The sequence below is a fragment of the Bradyrhizobium sp. USDA 10063 genome, assembly GCF_054063735.1.
This window is the reverse complement of record NZ_JBSSGP010000002.1, coordinates 1663355-1682515: the sequence shown is the minus strand read 5'-3', so window position 1 is coordinate 1682515 and position 19161 is coordinate 1663355. Positions and strand designations below refer to the sequence as shown.

General features: G+C 63.4%; 15 protein-coding genes and 1 pseudogene. 10 read left to right on the top strand and 6 right to left on the bottom strand.

Annotated features, from left to right (window positions below; translation table 11 throughout):
* Positions 1-43: 43 nt before the first annotated feature.
* Positions 44-895, bottom strand: a complete 852-nt coding sequence (panC, locus tag ACVJGD_RS10135; RefSeq protein ID WP_456634218.1) for a pantoate--beta-alanine ligase — start codon at positions 893-895, stop codon at positions 44-46.
* A 284-nt stretch (positions 896-1179) separates the two neighbouring features.
* On the opposite strand from panC, the gene ACVJGD_RS10130 reads away from it, so the two are divergent.
* The 4 genes from ACVJGD_RS10130 (at position 1180) to ACVJGD_RS10115 (ending at position 5167) form a co-directional block, all read left to right on the top strand.
* Entirely contained in the window at positions 1180-2103 is a 924-nt protein-coding gene (locus ACVJGD_RS10130; RefSeq protein ID WP_456634217.1) for a division plane positioning ATPase MipZ, read from the top strand.
* 418 nt (positions 2104-2521) lie between these two features.
* Positions 2522-3436 carry an alpha/beta fold hydrolase gene (locus tag ACVJGD_RS10125; protein ID WP_456634216.1) on the top strand — a complete coding sequence of 305 codons (915 nt, stop codon included), beginning with the start codon at positions 2522-2524 and terminating at the stop codon, positions 3434-3436.
* 90 nt (positions 3437-3526) lie between these two features.
* Positions 3527-4291: a VWA domain-containing protein gene (locus tag ACVJGD_RS10120; RefSeq protein WP_456634215.1), complete on the top strand. Its 765-nt coding sequence runs from the start codon at positions 3527-3529 to the stop codon at positions 4289-4291.
* 159 nt (positions 4292-4450) lie between these two features.
* On the top strand, positions 4451-5167 hold the full coding sequence (locus tag ACVJGD_RS10115) for a DnaJ domain-containing protein (RefSeq protein ID WP_456634214.1): 717 nt from the start codon (positions 4451-4453) through the stop codon (positions 5165-5167).
* A 233-nt stretch (positions 5168-5400) separates the two neighbouring features.
* On the opposite strand, the gene ACVJGD_RS10110 is transcribed toward ACVJGD_RS10115, so the two are convergent.
* Complete coding sequence (locus ACVJGD_RS10110) at positions 5401-7266, bottom strand: serine hydrolase (RefSeq protein WP_456634213.1); 1866 nt, start codon at positions 7264-7266, stop codon at positions 5401-5403.
* 405 nt (positions 7267-7671) lie between these two features.
* On the opposite strand from ACVJGD_RS10110, the gene ACVJGD_RS10105 reads away from it, so the two are divergent.
* Positions 7672-8007, top strand: coding sequence for a phasin family protein (locus tag ACVJGD_RS10105; protein WP_456634212.1), 336 nt, complete (start codon positions 7672-7674; stop codon positions 8005-8007).
* 76 nt (positions 8008-8083) lie between these two features.
* Here ACVJGD_RS10105 and ACVJGD_RS10100 read toward each other — a convergent pair whose 3' ends face one another.
* On the bottom strand, positions 8084-9475 hold the full coding sequence (locus tag ACVJGD_RS10100) for a pilus assembly protein TadG-related protein (protein WP_456634211.1): 1392 nt from the start codon (positions 9473-9475) through the stop codon (positions 8084-8086).
* 493 nt (positions 9476-9968) lie between these two features.
* Here ACVJGD_RS10100 and clpS point away from each other — a divergent pair.
* A pseudogene (gene clpS, locus ACVJGD_RS10095) lies at positions 9969-10302 on the top strand (ATP-dependent Clp protease adapter ClpS).
* A gap of 278 nt (positions 10303-10580) precedes the next feature.
* Positions 10581-12983: an ATP-dependent Clp protease ATP-binding subunit ClpA gene (gene clpA / locus ACVJGD_RS10090; protein WP_456634210.1), complete on the top strand. Its 2403-nt coding sequence runs from the start codon at positions 10581-10583 to the stop codon at positions 12981-12983.
* Between the two features lie 100 nt (positions 12984-13083).
* Here the strand turns inward: clpA and ACVJGD_RS10085 are convergent, their stop codons facing one another.
* Positions 13084-14040, bottom strand: coding sequence for an AraC-like ligand-binding domain-containing protein (locus ACVJGD_RS10085; RefSeq protein ID WP_456634209.1), 957 nt, complete (start codon positions 14038-14040; stop codon positions 13084-13086).
* Positions 14041-14272: 232 nt separating this feature from the next.
* Between ACVJGD_RS10085 and ACVJGD_RS10080 the strand changes: the two genes are divergently transcribed.
* Both ACVJGD_RS10080 and ACVJGD_RS10075 read left to right on the top strand, forming a co-directional pair.
* On the top strand, positions 14273-15292 hold the full coding sequence (locus ACVJGD_RS10080) for a carbon-nitrogen hydrolase family protein (protein ID WP_456634208.1): 1020 nt from the start codon (positions 14273-14275) through the stop codon (positions 15290-15292).
* A gap of 39 nt (positions 15293-15331) precedes the next feature.
* Positions 15332-16378: a phenylacetaldoxime dehydratase family protein gene (locus ACVJGD_RS10075; RefSeq protein ID WP_456634207.1), complete on the top strand. Its 1047-nt coding sequence runs from the start codon at positions 15332-15334 to the stop codon at positions 16376-16378.
* A 2-nt stretch (positions 16379-16380) separates the two neighbouring features.
* On the opposite strand, the gene ACVJGD_RS10070 is transcribed toward ACVJGD_RS10075, so the two are convergent.
* On the bottom strand, positions 16381-17316 hold the full coding sequence (locus ACVJGD_RS10070) for a glycine/sarcosine/betaine reductase selenoprotein B family protein (protein WP_456634206.1): 936 nt from the start codon (positions 17314-17316) through the stop codon (positions 16381-16383).
* A gap of 18 nt (positions 17317-17334) precedes the next feature.
* Complete coding sequence (locus ACVJGD_RS10065) at positions 17335-17982, bottom strand: HAD family hydrolase (RefSeq protein ID WP_456634205.1); 648 nt, start codon at positions 17980-17982, stop codon at positions 17335-17337.
* 81 nt (positions 17983-18063) lie between these two features.
* On the opposite strand from ACVJGD_RS10065, the gene ACVJGD_RS10060 reads away from it, so the two are divergent.
* Positions 18064-19026, top strand: a complete 963-nt coding sequence (locus ACVJGD_RS10060) for a transglycosylase SLT domain-containing protein (protein WP_456634204.1) — start codon at positions 18064-18066, stop codon at positions 19024-19026.
* The last annotated feature ends 135 nt before the right edge of the window (positions 19027-19161 follow it).

The following is a 19161-nucleotide window of genomic DNA, read 5'->3' as shown; positions in this document are numbered from 1 at the left end:
CCTCTCCCGCTTGCGGGAGAGGTGAAGTGAGCGCGCGGCCGCTCTAGACTGCGATATTGTCGATCAGCCGCGTGGTGCCGAGCCTTGCGGCCACCAGCATCCGCAGCGGGCCGTCCTTGATCGAGGCGATCGGTGCCAGCGTCTCGGCGTGGCGCACTTCCAGATAGTCGAGCTTGAAGCCGGCCTTTTCGATCAGCTCGGCGCCGCCGGCGACAGCCGGCTCGATCGCTTCGCCGGCACGGATGCGACGGGCGGTTTCCTTCATGACGCGATAAAGTTCTGGCGCCACGCGCCGTTCTTCGGGCGAGAGGTAGACGTTGCGGGAGGACATTGCGAGCCCGTCGCGCTCGCGCACGGTCCGGGAGCCGATCACCTTGACGCCGAGGTCGAGGTCGCGCGCCATCTGGGTCACGACGCGGAGCTGCTGAAAATCCTTCTCGCCGAAGATCGCAAAATCCGGTCGGCACTGCGTGAACAGTTTGCCGACCACCGTCGCGACGCCGCCGAAGAAGTGCGGGCGGAAGCGATCTTCGAGGCCGACGGTGGCGGGCCCTTCCGGCGCGATCCGCGTGGCAAAACCATCCGGGTACATGGTCTTGACGTCGGGATGCCAGATCAGGTCGACCTTCTCGGCGGCGAGCTTTGCAACGTCGGTCTTCCAGGTGCGCGGGTAGGAGCCGAAATCCTCTGATGGCGCGAATTGGGTCGGATTGACGAAGATCGAGACGATGACGCGCTGGGCGCGTCGTTTGGCAAGGCGCACCAGCGACACATGCCCGTCATGGAGAGCTCCCATGGTTGGCACCAGCGCCGTCATCGCCTTTCTGCCGCGCAAAGCCTCGACGGCGCGGCGCAAGGCAGGGACGGTGCGGACGACCATGGGACTTCGCGACATCTGGATTCAATCTCTTGGGCTGGTTCAGGAAGGGCGAGACCGACTTGGACTCGCTCGGTGCGGTGGGCGCGCGACCATACCAAGGGGAAGCCGTCAACGCCAAGGCGGCAGGCGCGCGCACCTGGTCCGCCCGGGTGACGTCAAGCGATTGCCGTTGGCGCAGCCTGACATGTCTCGTGATCGATCCATCACTAAGGGAAGATAGTCGGCTGCTCCCTGAGCGCGTGGCGCATTTCACTTGACCGTCGAAGCGCCTGATTTGAAGATATCGAGGGGATCAAGGCATGCTGGTACAGGCTGGTCAGGGGCGATCCGGCTCCGCTCATGTGGTGGTGCTCGGCAACGAGAAGGGCGGCTCGGGCAAATCCACCACCGCCCTGCACGTCGCGGTCGCCCTGATGAAGGCCGGCCAGCGGGTCGCCACCATCGATCTCGATTGCCGCCAGCAGAGCTTCACCCGCTACATCAATAACCGGCGCGCCTGGGCGCGGCGTACCAATCTCGATCTCGAAATCCCCGTGCATCATTGCATCAAGTACGGTGAGACGATGCAGATCGCGGAGAACGAGGACGCCGAGTTCCAGCAGTTCATGGCGGCGATCAGCGCGGTTGAGCGCAATTTCGATTTCATCGTCGTCGATACGCCGGGCACGGACAGCTACCTGATGCGGCTCGCGCATTCGATGGCCGACACGCTGGTGACGCCGATCAATGACAGCTTCCTCGATTTCGACGTGCTGGGCACCGTCGATCCCGCCACCTATTCGGTGACGGGCGAAAGCCATTACGCCGAGATGGTGCGCGACGTCAGGCGCAAGCGCCGCCAGGTGGACGGCACCACCACGGACTGGATCGTGGTCCGCAACCGCCTCTCGATGCTTGGGTCGCGCAACAAGCAACTCGTCGCCAACGGCCTGAAGCAGTTGTCGCTGCGGCTAGGTTTCCGCTCGATCGACGGTTTTGCCGAGCGCGTCGTCTACCGCGAATTCTTCCCGCGCGGCCTGACCGCGCTCGACGATATCGACGAGCAGACGCTTGGCACGCGGCCCAGTATGGGCCACGTGACCGCGCGCGAGGAAGTGACAGGCCTTCTGCGCCAATTGAAGCTGCCGCTCGACGAGCGCGGCCGCCGCCGCGCGGCCAACCGGGCCGAATGGTTCAGCCAGGTCGACAAACCGCTCGAGGTCCACGACATCATCGCAACCTGACCGGTGCGGTTCACGTCGGCCTTAGGACCGTTGTCCCAAACTGACCGGCCCCGACGTCGCCAAGTGGCCCGTGCCGACCCGGCACTCGAACCTGTCCGTTAGCCCGGTCTGACCCCGTGCGACTACGGGGAGGGTCCAAGACCTCGGAACAAACCTGAAAGTGGCCCGTTTCATTACAAATGTATCGAGCGCCTGAACCCGAATTTTGCAGGCGCCGTCATAAGGTTAGGAGGAATGCCCCAACGCCACGCGCGCTGTGCCGATGCACAAGGATTAGGTGCATCGCACAACGTTCAGGCGGTCAACACACAACATTTGGACTTCCTGTCACGTCGCTGTGACATATATCATCCACACGGACCGTCAGAGTCCGGAAAAATGGGATATAGCGCCAGAGGCGGGCGCGCCGAGGACGAATATGAAACGTGGAATTGCCGTTCTGCTTTCACTCTCCGTGCTTGTAACTGGCGCGTATTTCACCGCCAGCAAGTGGGCTATCCGTCACGAGACCCTCAAGTTCTATGACCCGGCCCGCGATAACCGCCTCGTTGCCGTCGACGTTGCCGTGCGTTGGGACAAGGATATGCAGGCCACCGCCGGCATGATCACCCTGCCGGTGGCGATCCTCAACCACGGGAACACCGTCAAGAACAGCGAGTACTCGTTCCTGGCCAATATCTTTGCTGCGCGCGGCTATCTGGTGATCAGCCCCCAGCACGACCTGCCGACGGATCCTCCGATGGTGACCAAGGTCGGCGAGCTCTATGTCGGCCGCCTGCCGCAAATCCAGCGCGGCGTGGCCAACATCCACTTCGCCATCGACGAAATGAAGAAGATCCAGCCCAATGCCGACTACGCCAAGGTCACCATGGTCGGACACTCGATGGGCGGCGACATCTCGATGTACTTCGCCAAGCAGTATCCGGACGAGATCAAGAAGGTCGTGACGCTGGACAATCTGCGCGTGCCATTCCTGACCGACGCCAAGTTCAAGATTCTGTCCTTCCGCTCGAAGGACACCCAGTTCAAGCCTGATCCGGGCGTCGTGCCCGATGCCGACCAGTGCGAGAAGTCTGGCATCACGGTGGTAAACACCGACTTCCAGCATAACGACATGCGCGACACCGGCCCGGACGCGGCGAAGAATTCGATCCAGTCGATGCTCGACAAGTTCCTGGTCGATACCGACAGCGACGTGGCGCCGGTCGACACCAAGAGTGCGCCGCCGAAAATCCTGGAGCCCGGGCCGGTCACGCTCTACGTTCCGGACTCCTCGACCAAGAAGGTCCAGAACAGCGAGACCGACAAGGATCGCTCGGCGGTACCAAACTGACCTCCGCCCTCGCGCTCGACCCAGCCACGCAGCGCATTGACCCTTTCCTGGTCCCGGCCCACATATTCCTCGCAGCAAGGGCGAGGATTGATGGCTGCCGAACCGACCAAACCGAAATCCGGTAGCGACATCGCTGCGCAGGCGGCTGACGCCCGCAAGTCCGGTCGCTTGCCGGAAGCATCTCCGTCGAGCTCGGCAGATATCGCCGCCTTCGTTGCAAAGGCGCGCGCGATGTCGCCGCATCACGCCGGCGGGCGCGGAAGGCTGATTTTCGCACTCGACGCCACGATGAGCCGGCAGCCCACCTGGGACATGGCCTGCGCGCTGCAGGCAGACATGTTTCGAGAGGCCGCCGCTCTGGGCAGTCTCGATATCCGCCTGGTCTATTACCGCGGTTTCAACGAATGCCGGGCGACTGGGTGGATTTCCGACAGCACCCAGCTTGCCAGACTGATGGGCAAGATCGATTGCGAGGGCGGCAATACCCAGATCGGCAAAGTGTTGTCCGAAACGCGCCGCGAGGCGGTCGCCTCGGGAGTGCGGGCCGTGGTGTTCGTCGGCGACGCCATGGAGGAACCCGTCGATGATCTCTGCGCCAAGGCCGGCGAACTCGGGCTGCTCAAGGTACCCGTCTTCATGTTCCAGGAAGGCGGCGACGCCACCGCCGAGCAGGCGTTCCGCGAGATTGCGCGGCTGACCGGCGGCGCCTATTGCCGTTTCGATCCCGGTGCGGCGGCGCAATTGCGCGAGCTGCTGCGCGCGGCTGCGGCCTACGCCGCTGGCGGCCGCGAGGCGCTGCTGCAGTTGTCGAAAACGGCAAGCGGCGCGGCCAAGTTGATCGGCCAGATGAAGTGACTGATTGCTGCAGCAGGCTCAGCTTGTCACCGTTGCAGGCGTGAGCCTGGTGGACGAGGCGGGCGGGACGCCAAGGAGACACCAAGGCATGTTGTCTCACGCTTGCGTCAGGAGCCGCCTTGCGATGCTTTTCCTCGCCGCTGCGATTATATTGCGCCCATGCCAACTCTGATTGCCGGCGTCGTCGCCGTTGTCACGCTTTATCTCTTGCTGCAGATGTTTCGCGCCGCCAATCCGGCGATGCTTGCACGCGCGATCAAGATCATCGGCGGCGTATTGTCGCTCGCAGTCGCCGCCTATACCGGCATCAGGGGAGAACTTGCGGTGGCGATCCCGCTCGGGATCTTTGGTGCCGGCCTGCTCGGCTGGTCGCCGAACGTGCTCGGCAATTTCGGCAGCATCTTCGGCGGCGCGCAGCGCTCCGCCGGACAGAGTTCGCGCGTGCGCTCGAGATATCTCGACATGAGCCTCGACCACGACACAGGCGGGCTGTCGGGCCGGATCGTGGAAGGGCCGAATGCCGGCCGCTCGCTCGACGAGTTCGACCTTCAGGGTTTGCTGGCGATGGCGGCCGGCTTCGACGCCGAGAGCGTCACCTTACTTGAAAGCTATCTGGACCGCCGGTTTCCCGCCTGGCGTCAGGACGCGCAGGGCAACGGGGCAGGGGGGCAGCGCCGCGCGACGCCGGGCGGCAAAATGACGGAAGAGGAGGCCTACCAGGTCCTTGGCCTGCAGCCGGGAGCGTCGCGTGACGAGATCAGCCGGGCGCATCGCAACCTCATGAAGAAACTGCATCCCGACCAAGGGGGGTCGACGTACCTCGCTGCCCGTGTAAACGAGGCCAAGGATACCTTGCTTCGCACGCATTCTAGCTAACTCCGGCAACGCTACCAAACGCTACAAACCGAGAGTTGCCGCTGCTTCTCTGTGCTGACGCCCCGGTCTCGCCCGCCGTTATCCGGCGTGGTCGATCCCCGTTCTCGAAAGCTTAACCGTAAATCCTTGCCGAGAAGTTTCGCGAGGGAACAAGGAGCTGTCGTTGCTGCAAGCCGACGCAAGAAAGCCGGCGCTGGTGGCGCCGGCTTTGCAATTTTCCGTCGACCGATGGATCAGTTACGGATGGTGATGCAGGAGATGTCGGCGCGTTTCAGCGTCCGGCACACCGCCTCCGCCTGCTCGCGCTCGAGGCCGGCAAAGCGGGCGCGGTAGAGCTTGCGGTTATCCTTGCCGACGACCGGTTCGGTGAAGGGATCGGCCTTGCCAAGCATGCCGCGCGACTGGTTGCGAGCGAGATCGATGCGCTGGCGCGCCTCGTCTTCGCTTTCGAGCGCGCCGACCTGGATGATCCAGCCGGTATGCACGGCAAGCTGCGTCGGCTTGGCGACCGCGGCCGGCTGCACCGCTTGCGGCTGCATCGCGGCGACCGTTTGCGGCGCCGAGGTGGGCGCCTGCAGGCTCGACGCGGGCAACACGCCGAGGATGCCATTGCCGGTGCCGAACCCGGCCGGCTGCGGCGGCATTTCGGTCCTGGCTGCGGGCCTGGCGGCTTCGGTCTTGGGTGCATCGGTCTTGGCGACTTCGGCGCTTGCCACGACGGCGCTGGAGGTCTCGGCGATTTCCGGGCGGGCTGGGATCGCATTGGTGATCGGCGGCGCCGGCTGGGACGGCGCGGCGGAGGCGAGCTTAGTGCCACCGGCCTTGACCTGAACCGTCTTCACCTTGACCGGCTTCATCGGCTCGGCCGAGCCCGGGATGATGGCCATCGGCTGGCTCTGGATTACGCCGTTGGTCAGGGGCGCGGGTTCTGACTTAGCTTCGGACTTGGGCTCCGGCTTGGCCGCTGGCTCAACCCTCGCCGGCGGCGGTGGGAGGGCGGCGGCCGCTGCGGCCATCAGCGATGCCTTTGCGGCCGGGCGGGGGGCCGCCGGCGTGAGCGCGGCCACGGCGGGCTCCGCAGAGGCCGCGGCGCTGGAAGTGACCTGCGCCGCATGGTCGTTGCCGCGGGACGGACTATCAGCTTCCGCCACGTCGGTATTGCTATCCGCGACATTCTTCTCGGTGATGGCGCTGGCGGTACGGACGGTCGCGGCCTTCTCGAGGTTCTCGGCGAGCAGGCCGCGCATGATGGCGTCGCGCGAGCCGCCGCTGCGGCCACCCATCACCACGCCGACCAGATGGCGATTGCCGCGCCGTATCGAGCTGACGAGATTGAAGCCGGAAGCGCGGGTGTAGCCGGTCTTGATGCCGTCGATGCCCTCGACCTTGCCGAGCAGGTGGTTGTGATTGCGGATCGACTGGCCCCGATAATTGAACACGGTGGTCGAGAAGTACCGATAGTAGCGCGGGAACCGATCCTGGATCGCACGGCCGAGGGTGGCCTGGTCGCGCGCGCTCGTCACCTGCTCATCATTGGGCAGGCCCGAGGCGTTGCGGTAGACCGTCTTGCTCATGCCGAGCGAGCGGGCTTTCCGCGTCATCATCTTGGCGAAGTCATCCTCATCGCCACCGATCGCTTCCGCGATCACGACGGCGGCGTCGTTGGCGGAACGCGTCACCAGGCCCTTGATGGCGTCTTCGACCCTGATGGTCTGGCCGGGCCGGAGGCCGAGCTTGGTGGGCGCCTGCTCGGAGGCGTGCTCGGATACCTGCATTTCGGTATCAAGCTTCATCTTGCCGGCCTCGAGGCGCTCGAACAGCAGATAAAGCGTCATGATCTTGGTCAGCGAGGCCGGGTGGCGAAGACCATCGGGATTGTTGGATGCCAGCACCGAGCCGGAATTGCCGTCGACGATGATGGAGGAGAATTGGGGGCTGTAGCTGTCGCGATCGACCTGGTGAGAGCGCACGTGATGGCGGTGCCGGTAGCGACGCGCCTCTGCGCTCTCGCTCGAGATCAGGATCGCTGTGGTGAAGGTGATGAGCCCGAGAACGCCAACTCGCAATACGCGCGAGGAAGCTAAGGTTGTACGAAGCATTTACTTCCCCGTCCCAATTTCTATCTTGATCACCGGCACGTGAGGCAAAATTGTGCCCGACGGCCGCTGACATCCCCCTGTTCGACGATGGCTTCCGGAAACGAGGCTCCGGCTACATCCGCCGACCAAGGTCGCTGTTCTGGCTAAGATGCTGTTCACAAACAGTTTTCAGGCTGCCTGTGGGAAGATGAACCCGTCCGGGAATCAAGGTTAGGCGGCCCGAGTTTCCAAAAGCTTAATTAAGCGTTGCGTAGAGACCCGGGGTTTTCGGCAAATTCGAACGATTTGTGCGATGCACAATACTCCTTGACTTGATTGTGCGCCGCACTAGTTTGACCGCCCGTTCGGGGCGTCGGCCTGCGCCGACGGTGGGTTTGCGCGAACAAGTCTTGGGAAAGGATTCCAATGGTCAAGGTTGAAGACATTCAGAACTACGGAAAAGAGCAGCTTGAATCGATGACGGCTTCCGCAAGCAATCTGCAGAACGGCGTCCAGGCGATCGCGACCGCCTATGGCGACTACGCGAAGAAGTCGTTCGAGGACACCAAGTCGTTTGTGGAAAAGCTGTCCGGGGTGAAGTCGCTCGACAAGGCGCTGGAAGCCCAAACCGAGTATGCCCGCTCGGCCTACGAAACCTTCGTCGCGGAATCGCAGAAGATCGCCGGCCTCTACAGCGACTGCGCCAAGCAGACCTTCAAGCCGTTCGAAGGCCTGGTCGCCAAGTTCGGCCCGGCGCACTGACCGGTGCTGCCCGCGTTCCCAAAACGAAAGCCCGGCCGTTCGGCCGGGCTTTTTGTTCGTCGAGGGGGATCCGTAGCTATCGCGCAACGCGCAGCTTGGACAGCGAGGCTCCGATCGAGTTGAAGACCGAGGCCGTCTCACTGGCCGACGTCACGAGGTAGAAATTGCTCGTGCCGCTCGCACAATATTGCAGCACCTCCGACGTCGGATCTCTACCGGTGTTGACCTGAACGGTGTAGATCGTGATACCGGCCGCCTTGGCATTGTCGCAGAGGATTTTCTGTCGGGCGTCGATTTGAGCCGTCTGGGTGGTATATCGGTTTTTCGTATTCATTCCGTCGGACAGCAGGATGATAGCGTCCTTGTAGGTATAGTTCGGATCCTTTGCCGGAGCATTGAAAGGCGTTCCCGTACCGAGCGTCATCCATGCCCACGCCATGCCGATACCCTGATTTGTATAGTCCGTCGGCTCCATGTTGTTGACCCGTGTCTTGAGGGCGCTCCAATCGTAGGTCAGCGGCATGATCGGCTGCAGATACAGGTTGTTCGTAGACTTGCAGAAGCTGCTGTATTCGTCCGCCTGGAACAGTGTCGCCGGGCTCGCCGGGTCCGGCGTCGTATTTGTCGTATCGTAGTCTTTGGTGCGGTCTCTAAAACATCCGGTCCATCGCGAACGATCCGGAGTCCAAGTTTTGCCGTTGGCCTTGCATGTGCTTCGTTTCGAGTATTGGGAGCTGCTGCAAGTTCCCCAGCTATCGGTGGCTGACAGCGTGTCCCAATAGCTCCAGTCGATCCACGGCTGCTTGGCGTTGCTCGCACCGGTGGCGTCCTTGCCGTAGTTGACCTCCACGGAGAACGGCACGACCGAGATGTAGATGTCGCCGTTGTCCCTGACGAGCTTGCTGAGCTGGTCGATCAGGCCGCCGGTTCCGGCGACGGCATTCTGCAGCGCCGGCATCTTGTCATCGTCCTTCATCGATAACGTGTTATCGAGCGCCATCGCGACCCGCATTCGCACGATGCCCCAGAGCGAGGTGGAGCTGACGTTGAAGCCGAGGGTGGGGAGGCCAGCGAGCCGTATGAAGTCGGTGCTCACGCTGCCAGACCCGTCGACCTTGATGGTCGAGCCGTTCCCGGTGTTCTGCGTATAGCTCGCGGTGACCGCCACCGACTTGGCGTCGGGGTTAGTGTAGAGGGCGCTGAAATATTTCTGCGCTGTGCTGTTGACGTCCGAGGTCTTGATCCTGCCGTCAGTCAGATCCTTCGCCACCATCAGTGCCGTCGAGTCGAGCGCCGCCTGCATCGAGGAGCGGGCGGCATTGACGCGGGAATAGTCGATCGCAGCGCCGACGAAGCTGATGATCGGAACTGAAGCGAGGGCAAAAATTACCGCTATATTGCCTTGGTCGGCGCCGGCAAACCGGCGGGCCGCCGTACGAAGGCGATCAAAAATGGCTGTGACGGACATGGCGCTCACCGCAATCTGGTTGTGCCGCCATTTCTCAGCGCGCCGCTAAATGGGTGGTAAACCGGTCCTCATAAAAACGGGTCAAAGCCAAGGCAAAAGCCGAACGACGGGTGCGAAAGCGGCCCTATTGTCAATGGCTGCTAAACGGGCGGTCCGCTTCCTTTGTCAAACCCGCCAGAAACGATTAACCTTGGCATGAGTGCCGAGACCCGGGAGTCGGGCCGGCCGGCCCCGCGTGAGCCATGCTTCTGCGCTTGCAGCGGGACAAAGCCGGCCCCATATTGCCTAGCGCCGACCGAGCAAAGGATCGGACCGGGAAACGGCGATCTCGTGAGCGTGCTGGAAGTTCCGTGACGGCTGCCTTCGGCGTTGCGCAACCTCCAAGTGCGCCAACGTGTTTCCTTTGGGGATGTCGAACGCCTGAGCCATGTCGCAGATAATTTTCGCAACCAATTCGCCCGTATCGGCGCTTGCCGCGCCATCAGCGCCCCGGATGAGCAACGACGAGGGCCGTAGTGGGGGGGACGGGAGGTCCGTCCACTTCGGTTATCACCAAGGTCAAGCCGAAGACCAAGCGCCCCAATCTGTACCGCGTCCTGATCTTGAACGACGACTACACGCCGATGGAGTTCGTCGTTCATGTTTTGGAGAAGTTCTTTAACAAGGACGCGGAAGCTGCAACCAAGATCATGCTACACGTCCATCACCACGGTATCGGTGAGTGCGGCGTTTTCACCTATGAGATCGCCGAGACCAAGGTGACCCAGGTGATGGATTTTGCGCGGAAGCACCAGCATCCGCTGCAATGTGTGATGGAAAAAAAGTAGCGCGGGCCCAGCGTCGAGAAGACCCGCCACGAGGCGGAACGGGTCTTGCATTTGACTTGCCTGACGGAAGCGCTTTGCCTGACGGAAGCGGACGGCGTTCCCGCTGACTGGCGGGATGTGGCTCTCGGTCGCGGTGGCTTCACAGGATTGGCCGACCGCTGCGTGAAGCCGGTCTTTTGCCACGATCGTGCGTAACTATATGACAGGGGATGACAAAGGTTGTTGTTGCCTGACCGGGCAATGGCGATCATGATGGCCGGGGGCCACAGAGGACGCGAATGCCTACTTTTTCCCAAAGCCTTGAACAATCCCTGCATCGTGCATTGGCGATTGCAAACGAGCGTCACCATCAATACGCGACGCTTGAGCACCTTCTGTTGTCGCTGATTGATGACTCGGATGCGGCAGCGGTGATGCGGGCCTGCAGCGTCGATCTCGACAAGCTGAGGACCAGTCTCGTCAACTATCTCGAGACCGAATTTGAAAACCTGGTGACGGATGGCGCGGATGACGCGAAGCCGACCGCCGGCTTCCAGCGCGTGATCCAGCGCGCGGTGATCCATGTGCAGTCGTCGGGTCGCGAAGAAGTGACCGGCGCCAATGTGCTGATCGCGATCTTCGCCGAGCGCGAGAGCCATGCCGCCTATTTCCTGCAAGAGCAGGACATGACGCGCTACGACGCAGTCAACTACATCAGCCACGGTATCGCCAAGCGGCCCGGCGTCTCCGAGGCGCGGCCCGTGCGCGGCGTCGACGAGGAGACCGAGGCCAAGGGCAACGAGGACTCCAAGAAGAAGGGCGAGGCGCTCGAGACCTATTGCGTCAACCTCAACAAGAAGGCGCGTGACGGCAAGATCGATCCCGTGATCGGGCGCAACGCCGAGATCAATCGCGCGATCCAGGTGCTGTGCCGTCGGCAGAAGAACAATCCGCTGTTCGTCGGCGAAGCCGGCGTCGGCAAGACCGCGATCGCGGAGGGATTGGCCAAGCGCATCGTCGACAGCGAGGTCCCGGAAGTGCTGGCCACGGCCACCGTGTTCTCGCTGGACATGGGAACGCTGCTCGCCGGCACGCGCTACCGCGGCGATTTCGAGGAGCGCCTGAAACAGGTGCTGAAGGAACTGGAGGCGCACCCGAGCGCGATCCTTTTCATCGACGAGATCCACACCGTGATCGGCGCCGGCGCCACGTCGGGCGGAGCCATGGATGCGTCCAACCTGCTCAAGCCGGCGCTGGCTTCGGGCACCATCCGCTGCATGGGCTCGACAACCTACAAGGAATACCGCCAGCATTTTGAGAAGGACCGCGCCCTGGTGCGCCGGTTCCAGAAGATCGACGTCAACGAGCCGACGGTGGAAGACGCGATCGCGATCCTCAAGGGCCTCAAGCCCTATTTCGAGGATTACCATCGCCTGAAATACACCAATGAGGCGATCGAGGCGGCGGTGCAGCTTTCCTCACGCTACATCCACGACCGCAAGCTGCCCGACAAGGCGATCGACGTGATCGACGAGTCCGGTGCGGCGCAGATGCTGGTCGCCGAGAACAAGCGCAAGAAGACGATCGGCATCAAGGAGATCGAGACCACGATCGCCACCATGGCGCGCATCCCACCGAAGAGCGTGTCGAAGGACGATGCCGAGGTGCTGAAGCATCTCGAGCAGACCCTGAAGCGCGTCGTGTTCGGACAGGACAAGGCGATCGAGTCGCTGTCGGCCTCGATCAAGCTGGCGCGTGCCGGCTTGCGCGAGCCGGAGAAGCCGATCGGCTGCTACCTGTTCTCCGGCCCGACCGGCGTCGGCAAGACCGAGGTGGCAAAGCAGCTCGCGGCGTCGCTCGGCGTCGAGCTGTTGCGCTTCGACATGTCCGAATACATGGAGCGGCATACGGTGTCGCGCCTGATCGGCGCGCCTCCCGGCTATGTCGGCTTCGACCAGGGCGGCCTGCTGACCGACGGCGTGGACCAGCATCCGCATTGCGTCGTGCTGCTCGACGAAATCGAGAAGGCGCATCCGGATCTCTACAACGTGCTGCTGCAGATCATGGATCACGGAAGGCTGACCGACCATAACGGCAAGCAGGTCAACTTCCGCAACGTGATCCTGATCATGACCACGAATGCCGGCGCGGCCGATCTGGCACGCCAGGCCTTCGGCTTCACCCGCAGCAAGCGGGAAGGCGACGACCACGAGGCGATTAATCGCCAGTTCGCGCCGGAATTCCGCAACCGGCTCGATGCGATCGTCTCCTTCGCGCATCTCAATGCCGACGTGATCGGCATGGTGGTCGAGAAGTTCGTGCTTCAGCTCGAGGCGCAGCTCGCGGACCGCGACGTCACCATCGAACTGTCCGAGCCCGCAAAGGCCTGGCTGATCGAGAATGGCTATGACGAGCAGATGGGCGCGCGCCCGATGGCGCGGGTGATCCAGGAGCACATCAAGAAGCCGCTGGCGGATGAGGTGCTGTTCGGCCAGCTCAAGGGCGGCGGCCATGTCCGCGTCGTCCTGGTCAAGGACGAGGCGACCGGCAAAGACAAGATCGGCTTCGAGTTCGTCGAAGGCCCGGTCACGCCGAAGCCGGAGAAGCTCCCCGGCGCCCGCAAGCGCAAGCCGAAGCCGGGCGGTCCCAACGGCGGTGGTGGCTCCAAGGGGCCGGCGCGCGGACCGCTGGTGAAGGTGTGACAAGTTAGATCGACGTGCAAAAGGCCGGCTTTATCGCCGGCCTTTTTTCATGCCTTCAGGTCGTGGCGGCGGCGCCTTGAAGCCGAGCGTTGCCGCGCCGTCAGTTCGACAAGCGGCTATGCCGGAAGTCGCGCGGCGACATGCCGAAATGCTCGCGGAAGACGCGCCCGAAATGCGAGAGATCATTGAAGCCCCAGGCGAACGCGATCTCGCCGACATGGCGGTGCGCTTGCATCCTTGACGAAAGGTCGCGCTTGCAGCGCTCCAGGCGTTGCGCCAGCACGTAGCGCTGGAATGAGGTGTGTTCGTCGGCAAGGAGATCGTTGACGTAGCGCGGCGAGATGCCGAACGCCGCGGCCGTCTCGCTGAGAGATAGATCCGGGTCTCCCAGGTGCGCGAGGACATGCGTCTTGAGCCGGTTCAATAGTGCCGAGCGATGTGTCGAAGGTGAGAGCGAATTGTCGCCCAGCCGTTCGCTCATCGCCATCGCCACCAGATCCACGGCCTGATCGGCAAGGCGGAGCGCTGTGTCCTGGTCCAGCCGGTCGGCGATCTCGGCCACCGACGCGATGAAGTTGTAGGCGAGCTGCTGCAGCGGGCGATCGGCTGTGAACGAGATGGCGGTCAGGCTTTCCGTGCGACCGATCCGTCGATGCAGCATCTCGCGCGGCACCTGGAAGATCGTTTGCGTGAACGCATCGTTGAACTGCAGTTCATAGGGCCGGGTGGTGTCGTAGATGGCGAACTCGCCCGGATGGACGATCGTCTCGCGGCCATCCTGCAGTACGGCGCCGACGCCGCGCTTGCCGAGCGCGATCAGGATGAAGTCGTCATTTGCGCGCGAGATCCGCGAAGGGGTCCGAAACACGCGCTGCTGGTTTGACGATACTTCCGAACATTTGGCCTTTCCGATCGCAGCACTCGTGATTGCGCCGTGAAAGTTCACCCCAAGGTCGGACTTGCAGTCGAGTTGCACAAAGACGTCGCAGACGATGTCCTGCCATAGCGCGAGACGCCGATGGGTCGGGGCATGTTCGGTGGTGAACAGAGCCGGCATGACCTCACTCCCTTCACAAGTCGATATGCAAGCCTCTCAAATCACAAGCAAAACCTATACCGCCCGATGATTCGCGCTGCGATGCGGCAAGAGCTGGGGCGCCGGCGGCAGTCGAGTTTTCCTTCCGTCTTGGACGAACGGCTGACCATGGCCTGGACCATCATGATGCCCGGCCTCTTGGGGGCCTGGCAATGCCAATCGGTGGCTGGCCACGACAGCGAGGAGGACAGCGATGGGCATCGAACATCCGAAATACAGGGTTGCGGTGGTGCAGGCGGCGCCGGCCTGGCTCGATCTCGACGCGTCCGTCGACAAGGCTATCGCCCTGATCAGGGAGGCCGCCGCAAACGGCGCCAAGCTGATCGGATTTCCGGAAGCCTTCGTCCCCGGCTATCCCTGGTACATCTGGCTCGACTCCCCGGCCTGGGCGATCGGCCGCGGCTTTGTGCAGCGCTACTTCGACAATTCGCTGTCCTATGACAGCCCGCAGGCGGAGCGGTTACGGCTTGCCGTGAAGAAGGCCGGCATCACGGTGGTGCTCGGCCTGTCGGAGCGGGAGGGAGGCAGCCTCTATCTCGCGCAATGGCTGATCGGCCCGGATGGCGAGACGATCGCCAAACGACGGAAGTTGCGGCCGACCCATGCCGAGCGAACCGTCTACGGCGAGGGCGACGGCAGCGACCTTGCCGTGCATGACCGTCCCGATATCGGCCGTCTCGGCGCGCTATGCTGCTGGGAGCATCTGCAGCCGCTGTCGAAATACGCGATGTACGCCCAGAACGAGCAGGTGCATGTGGCGGCCTGGCCGAGCTTTTCACTCTACGATCCCTTCGCGCCGGCGCTCGGCTGGGAGGTCAACAACGCCGCCTCCCGCGTCTATGCCGTCGAGGGCTCCTGCTTCGTGCTGGCGCCTTGCGCGACCGTCTCGCAGGCAATGGTGGACGAATTGTGCGACCGTCCCGACAAGCATGCGCTGCTGCATGTCGGCGGTGGCCACGCCGCGATCTACGGGCCGGATGGCAGCTCGATCGCGGAAAAGCTGCCGCCAGATCAGGAAGGCCTGCTGTATGCCGACATCGATCTCGGCGCGATCGGGGTGGCCAAGAACGCGGCCGACCCGGCTGGGCATTACTCGCGCCCGGATGTGACGCGGCTTCTGCTCAACAGGAAGCCCGCCAGGCGCGTCGAGCATTTTGCGCTGCCAGTCGACAATGTCGTCATCGAAGAGCCGGAGACCGTGCCGCTGCATTGAACGAAGGCGAGGCTTGGGCAGCAATCCCGGGAGGTCACGATGGAATCCGCCATCCCCGTACATCTGCAGACAGCTCGCACCCGCCATCGGCGCGTGCCGGACGACTATGCGCCGCCATACCCGTCGTTCGTGGCGCGGCACAAGCCTACGATCAACCGCGTCGTGATGGCCTATTTCGGCGTCCAGTATCGCGGCACGCCATCGGCAGCGGCCGGCGCTGTGTTGACGCAGATCGCAGCACGCTTCAATGGAGACAACGGACCGTCGCATTGGGATCGCGCGCAATATGACGACCAGGCCGGATTCACCAACGTCGTTTCGGTCGCCTATTGGGACGACGTTGCCCGCTTCGACGCCTGGTTCGCGACGGCACGCGAGGAGTGGACTGGCGGCGACGAGCAGGGCGGCATCGGTACTTTCATCGAAGTGCTGCGGCCGGCGATCGAGCGCTATGAAACGCTGTTCTCATCGCCTGATCGGCCCGAAGGCGTCGCGGTGCTCGCCGACGGCATGAGCTCCGAGGTGCAGGAACACGCCTATTGGGGTGGCATGCGCGACCGCATCCCGCTGTCGCAGACGAGTGAGATGGCGCCCGGCGGCGAGCCCGTGCTCCTGCGCGAGGGTTCGCGATTGCGGGTAGTCGCCCGCGACAATCTCTGCCTGATCCGCTCCGGGCAGGACTGGAGCGACACGGACGCCTCCGAGCGCCGGATGTATCTCGACGACGTCGAGCCGGTACTGCGCGAGGGCATGGACTTCCTGCGGGACCAGGGCGTGGCGATCGGCTGCTACGCCAATCGCTACATGCGCGTGCTCAGCGCCGACGGCGGACAAATCGAAAAATCCTACGGCCAGAGCTGGTGGAGGAGCCTTGCGGCGTTGGAGCGCTGGGCGGAATCGCACCCGACCCATGTCAGGATTTTCGGCGCAGCGATGAAATATCTGTCGACGCTCGGACCGAGCGCAAAGCTGCGCCTCTACCACGAGGTCACGGTGGCCGCGGCCGACGAGCAGTTTTTCGAATATCTCAATTGCCACCCGCGGACGGGAATGCTCGCAGCCATCGAGCTTGCGGACGCCAGCTAGATCTAAGCCGCGCTCTCGCGAATGCCCTTCGCGATTTCCTTCTGCGCGTCGAACTCGCGGCGGAGCCGTGCCAGTTCCTCGGCACTCAGCGCGTCGGCGTTGCTGTAGTCGCGCTTCCAGGAATGGTCAGCGCTCCAGCGCAGCGGCGACTGCACTGTCGTCTGCGGTCCCGGCGCGGACTCCAGTACGCGCAGCGCAAGCTCCAGCGTGAACGCCTGCGAAGCCACGTCATGTGGCTTGCCGGCTGAATTGCCGAGCGGGAAATCGCTGAACAGGAAGCGTGGCACGGCGGCGTGCTCGACGATATCCTTAGCGCAGCCCATCACGACGGTCGGAATGCCGCCCGCCTCCAGATGCCGCGCCACCAGGCTGACGGTCTGGTGGCACACCGGGCAGTTCGGCACCAGCACGGCGGCATCGACGCCGTCGGCGCGGCAGCGCGCCAGGATTTCCGGCGCATCGGTCTCGATGGTGAGGCGGTGGCTGCGGTTGGTGGGCGCGCCGAAAAAGCGCGGCGCGATCTCGCCGATCCGTCCTTCCTGCGCCAGTCGCATCAGTTGCGGCAACGGGAACCAGGTGCCGCTGTCTTCGGCGGAGGTGTGCACGCGGTCATAGGCGATATGGGAAATGCGCAGATCGTGCTGCTTCGATGTGTCGCCGTCGTAGACCTGATAAAATTTAGCGCCGCCGTTATATTTCGCACCCGCTCCCTGATCGCCCTTGGTGGGATCGAATGGCGCCGCCGTGGTGATGATGGCGACGCGGGATTTAGCAAGCGGCTTGCGCAGCGGCTGGAACGGCGCGCTGGTGTAATGCGCCCAGCGGTAGGGCGTGGTGTAGCCGATCGCCGCATAGTAGTCGCGCGTCCGTTTCATATAGCCGACCGGCGCGTCGTCGTCAGGTGCGAAGCCGAGCTCTTGTTCCGATGGTGTTGTCATCTCGTGTGCTCCGAGTGATCAAGCCGGAAGCGATAGGCAGTGGTCGAGCAAATTGGGATGGGTCGCGCAGATATGATGCGCGCCGGCGGCCTTCAGTTCCTCTTCGCTGCCATAGCCGTAGAGGACGCCGATGGCCGTCATGCCGTTGCTCCTGGCGCCAACGATATCATGGCTGCGGTCGCCAATCATGATTGCCTGCGTGCGGTCCACCTGCGTCGTTTCGAGCGCATGTCGCAACAGCTCGGTCTTGTCGGTACGCGTGCCGTCGAACTCCGAGCCGAACACCTGTTCGAAATAGGGACGCAGGCCGAAATGATCGATGATCCGCTCGGCATAGACCCTGGGCTTGCTGGTGGCGACGAACATGCGCGGATGCGCGGCGGCCAGCGCGGACAGCGTCTCCTGAATGCCGTGATAGGTTTCGTTCTCGAACAGGCCGATATCGGCGAACCGCTCGCGGTAAAGTGTCAGAGCCTGGTCGGCGAGTTCGTCGCTGCCGACCAGCTTCTTCAGGCTCGCGTGCAGGGGAGGGCCGATGCACCAGGTCAATTCGTCTTCGCTTGGGACTGCCTGGCCCAGTCGCTCCAGGGCATATTGGATCGATCGGGTGATCCCGGGCTTGGGGTTGGTCAGCGTGCCGTCGAGATCAAAATAGATTGTCCGCATTTCGGCCCTGGCGCGTTGATAATGCCCAAGTTTGCTAGTTGGCCCGCCGCCTAAGTCAAGGACTGATTTATCAGGTCTGAGATGATGCGAATAATCCCGCATTTCAGCACGGCTCTTGCGATCTTGCTGTGGCTGGCACCGGCGGCGGCCGAGGAGCCCGACAGCCGTTTCGTGCACCCGAGCGTCGAGGAACTCGCGCGACCCCCGGAAAAGCCGTCCGAGACTGCGCGCGAGAGCGAGGCGCGGGAGGCGATGTGCCTGATGATCGAATCTGCGGCGCGGGCGAACGATCTGCCGCTCGAATTCTTTGCCCGCGTGATCTGGCAGGAGAGCCGGTTTCAGCCCGATGCGGTGGGCCCAATGACGCGGAACGGCCAGCGCGCGCAGGGCATCGCACAATTCATGCCGGGAACGGCCAACGATCGCGGCCTGCTCGATCCCTTCAATCCCGTGCAGGCGCTGCCGAAGTCGGCCGAATTCCTCAGCGAGCTTCGCAGCCAGTTCGGCAATCTCGGCCTTGCCGCCGCGGCCTACAACGCCGGTCCGCGCCGCGTGCAGGAATGGCTCGCCGGCACCGGCTATATGCCGCAGGAGACCCGCAACTACGTGTCCGCGATCACCGGCTCCAGCGTCGACGAATGGGCGGCCGCCAGCCGCAATGGCAAGGTGCCCGCTCGCCCGCAGACCTCGAGCTGCCGCGAATTGATGGCGCTCTTGAAGCGCGCGCCGAACCCGTTCGTTGCCGGCCTTGAACAGCACGTCACGCTCGCCGCCGCAAAGGTCTGGGGCGTTCAGCTTGCCGCCGGCTTCAACCGCGAGAAGGCGCTCGCGATGTATGCGCGCGCGATGAAGAGCCTGAGCGCCGTGATCGGCGACCACGACCCGAGCCTGTTCGCCGCGCGCCTGCGCACCCGTGGTACGGCCACCTTCTATCAGGCGCGTATCGGCGCCGACACGCGCCCCGAAGCCGACAACCTCTGCAACCGCATCCGCAAGGCCGGCGGCGCCTGCTTCGTGTTACGGAATCCGGGCATGAGCGGATAGTCGCTGTCGTCCCGGCCTTGAGCCGGGACCCATACCGCGGAATCCGTCTGTGAGGCGATCTGGTCGACGCCCTTGTCAAACAAGTACGCCCTGTGGTTATGGGTCCCGGCTCAAGGACGGGACGACAGCGTCGCT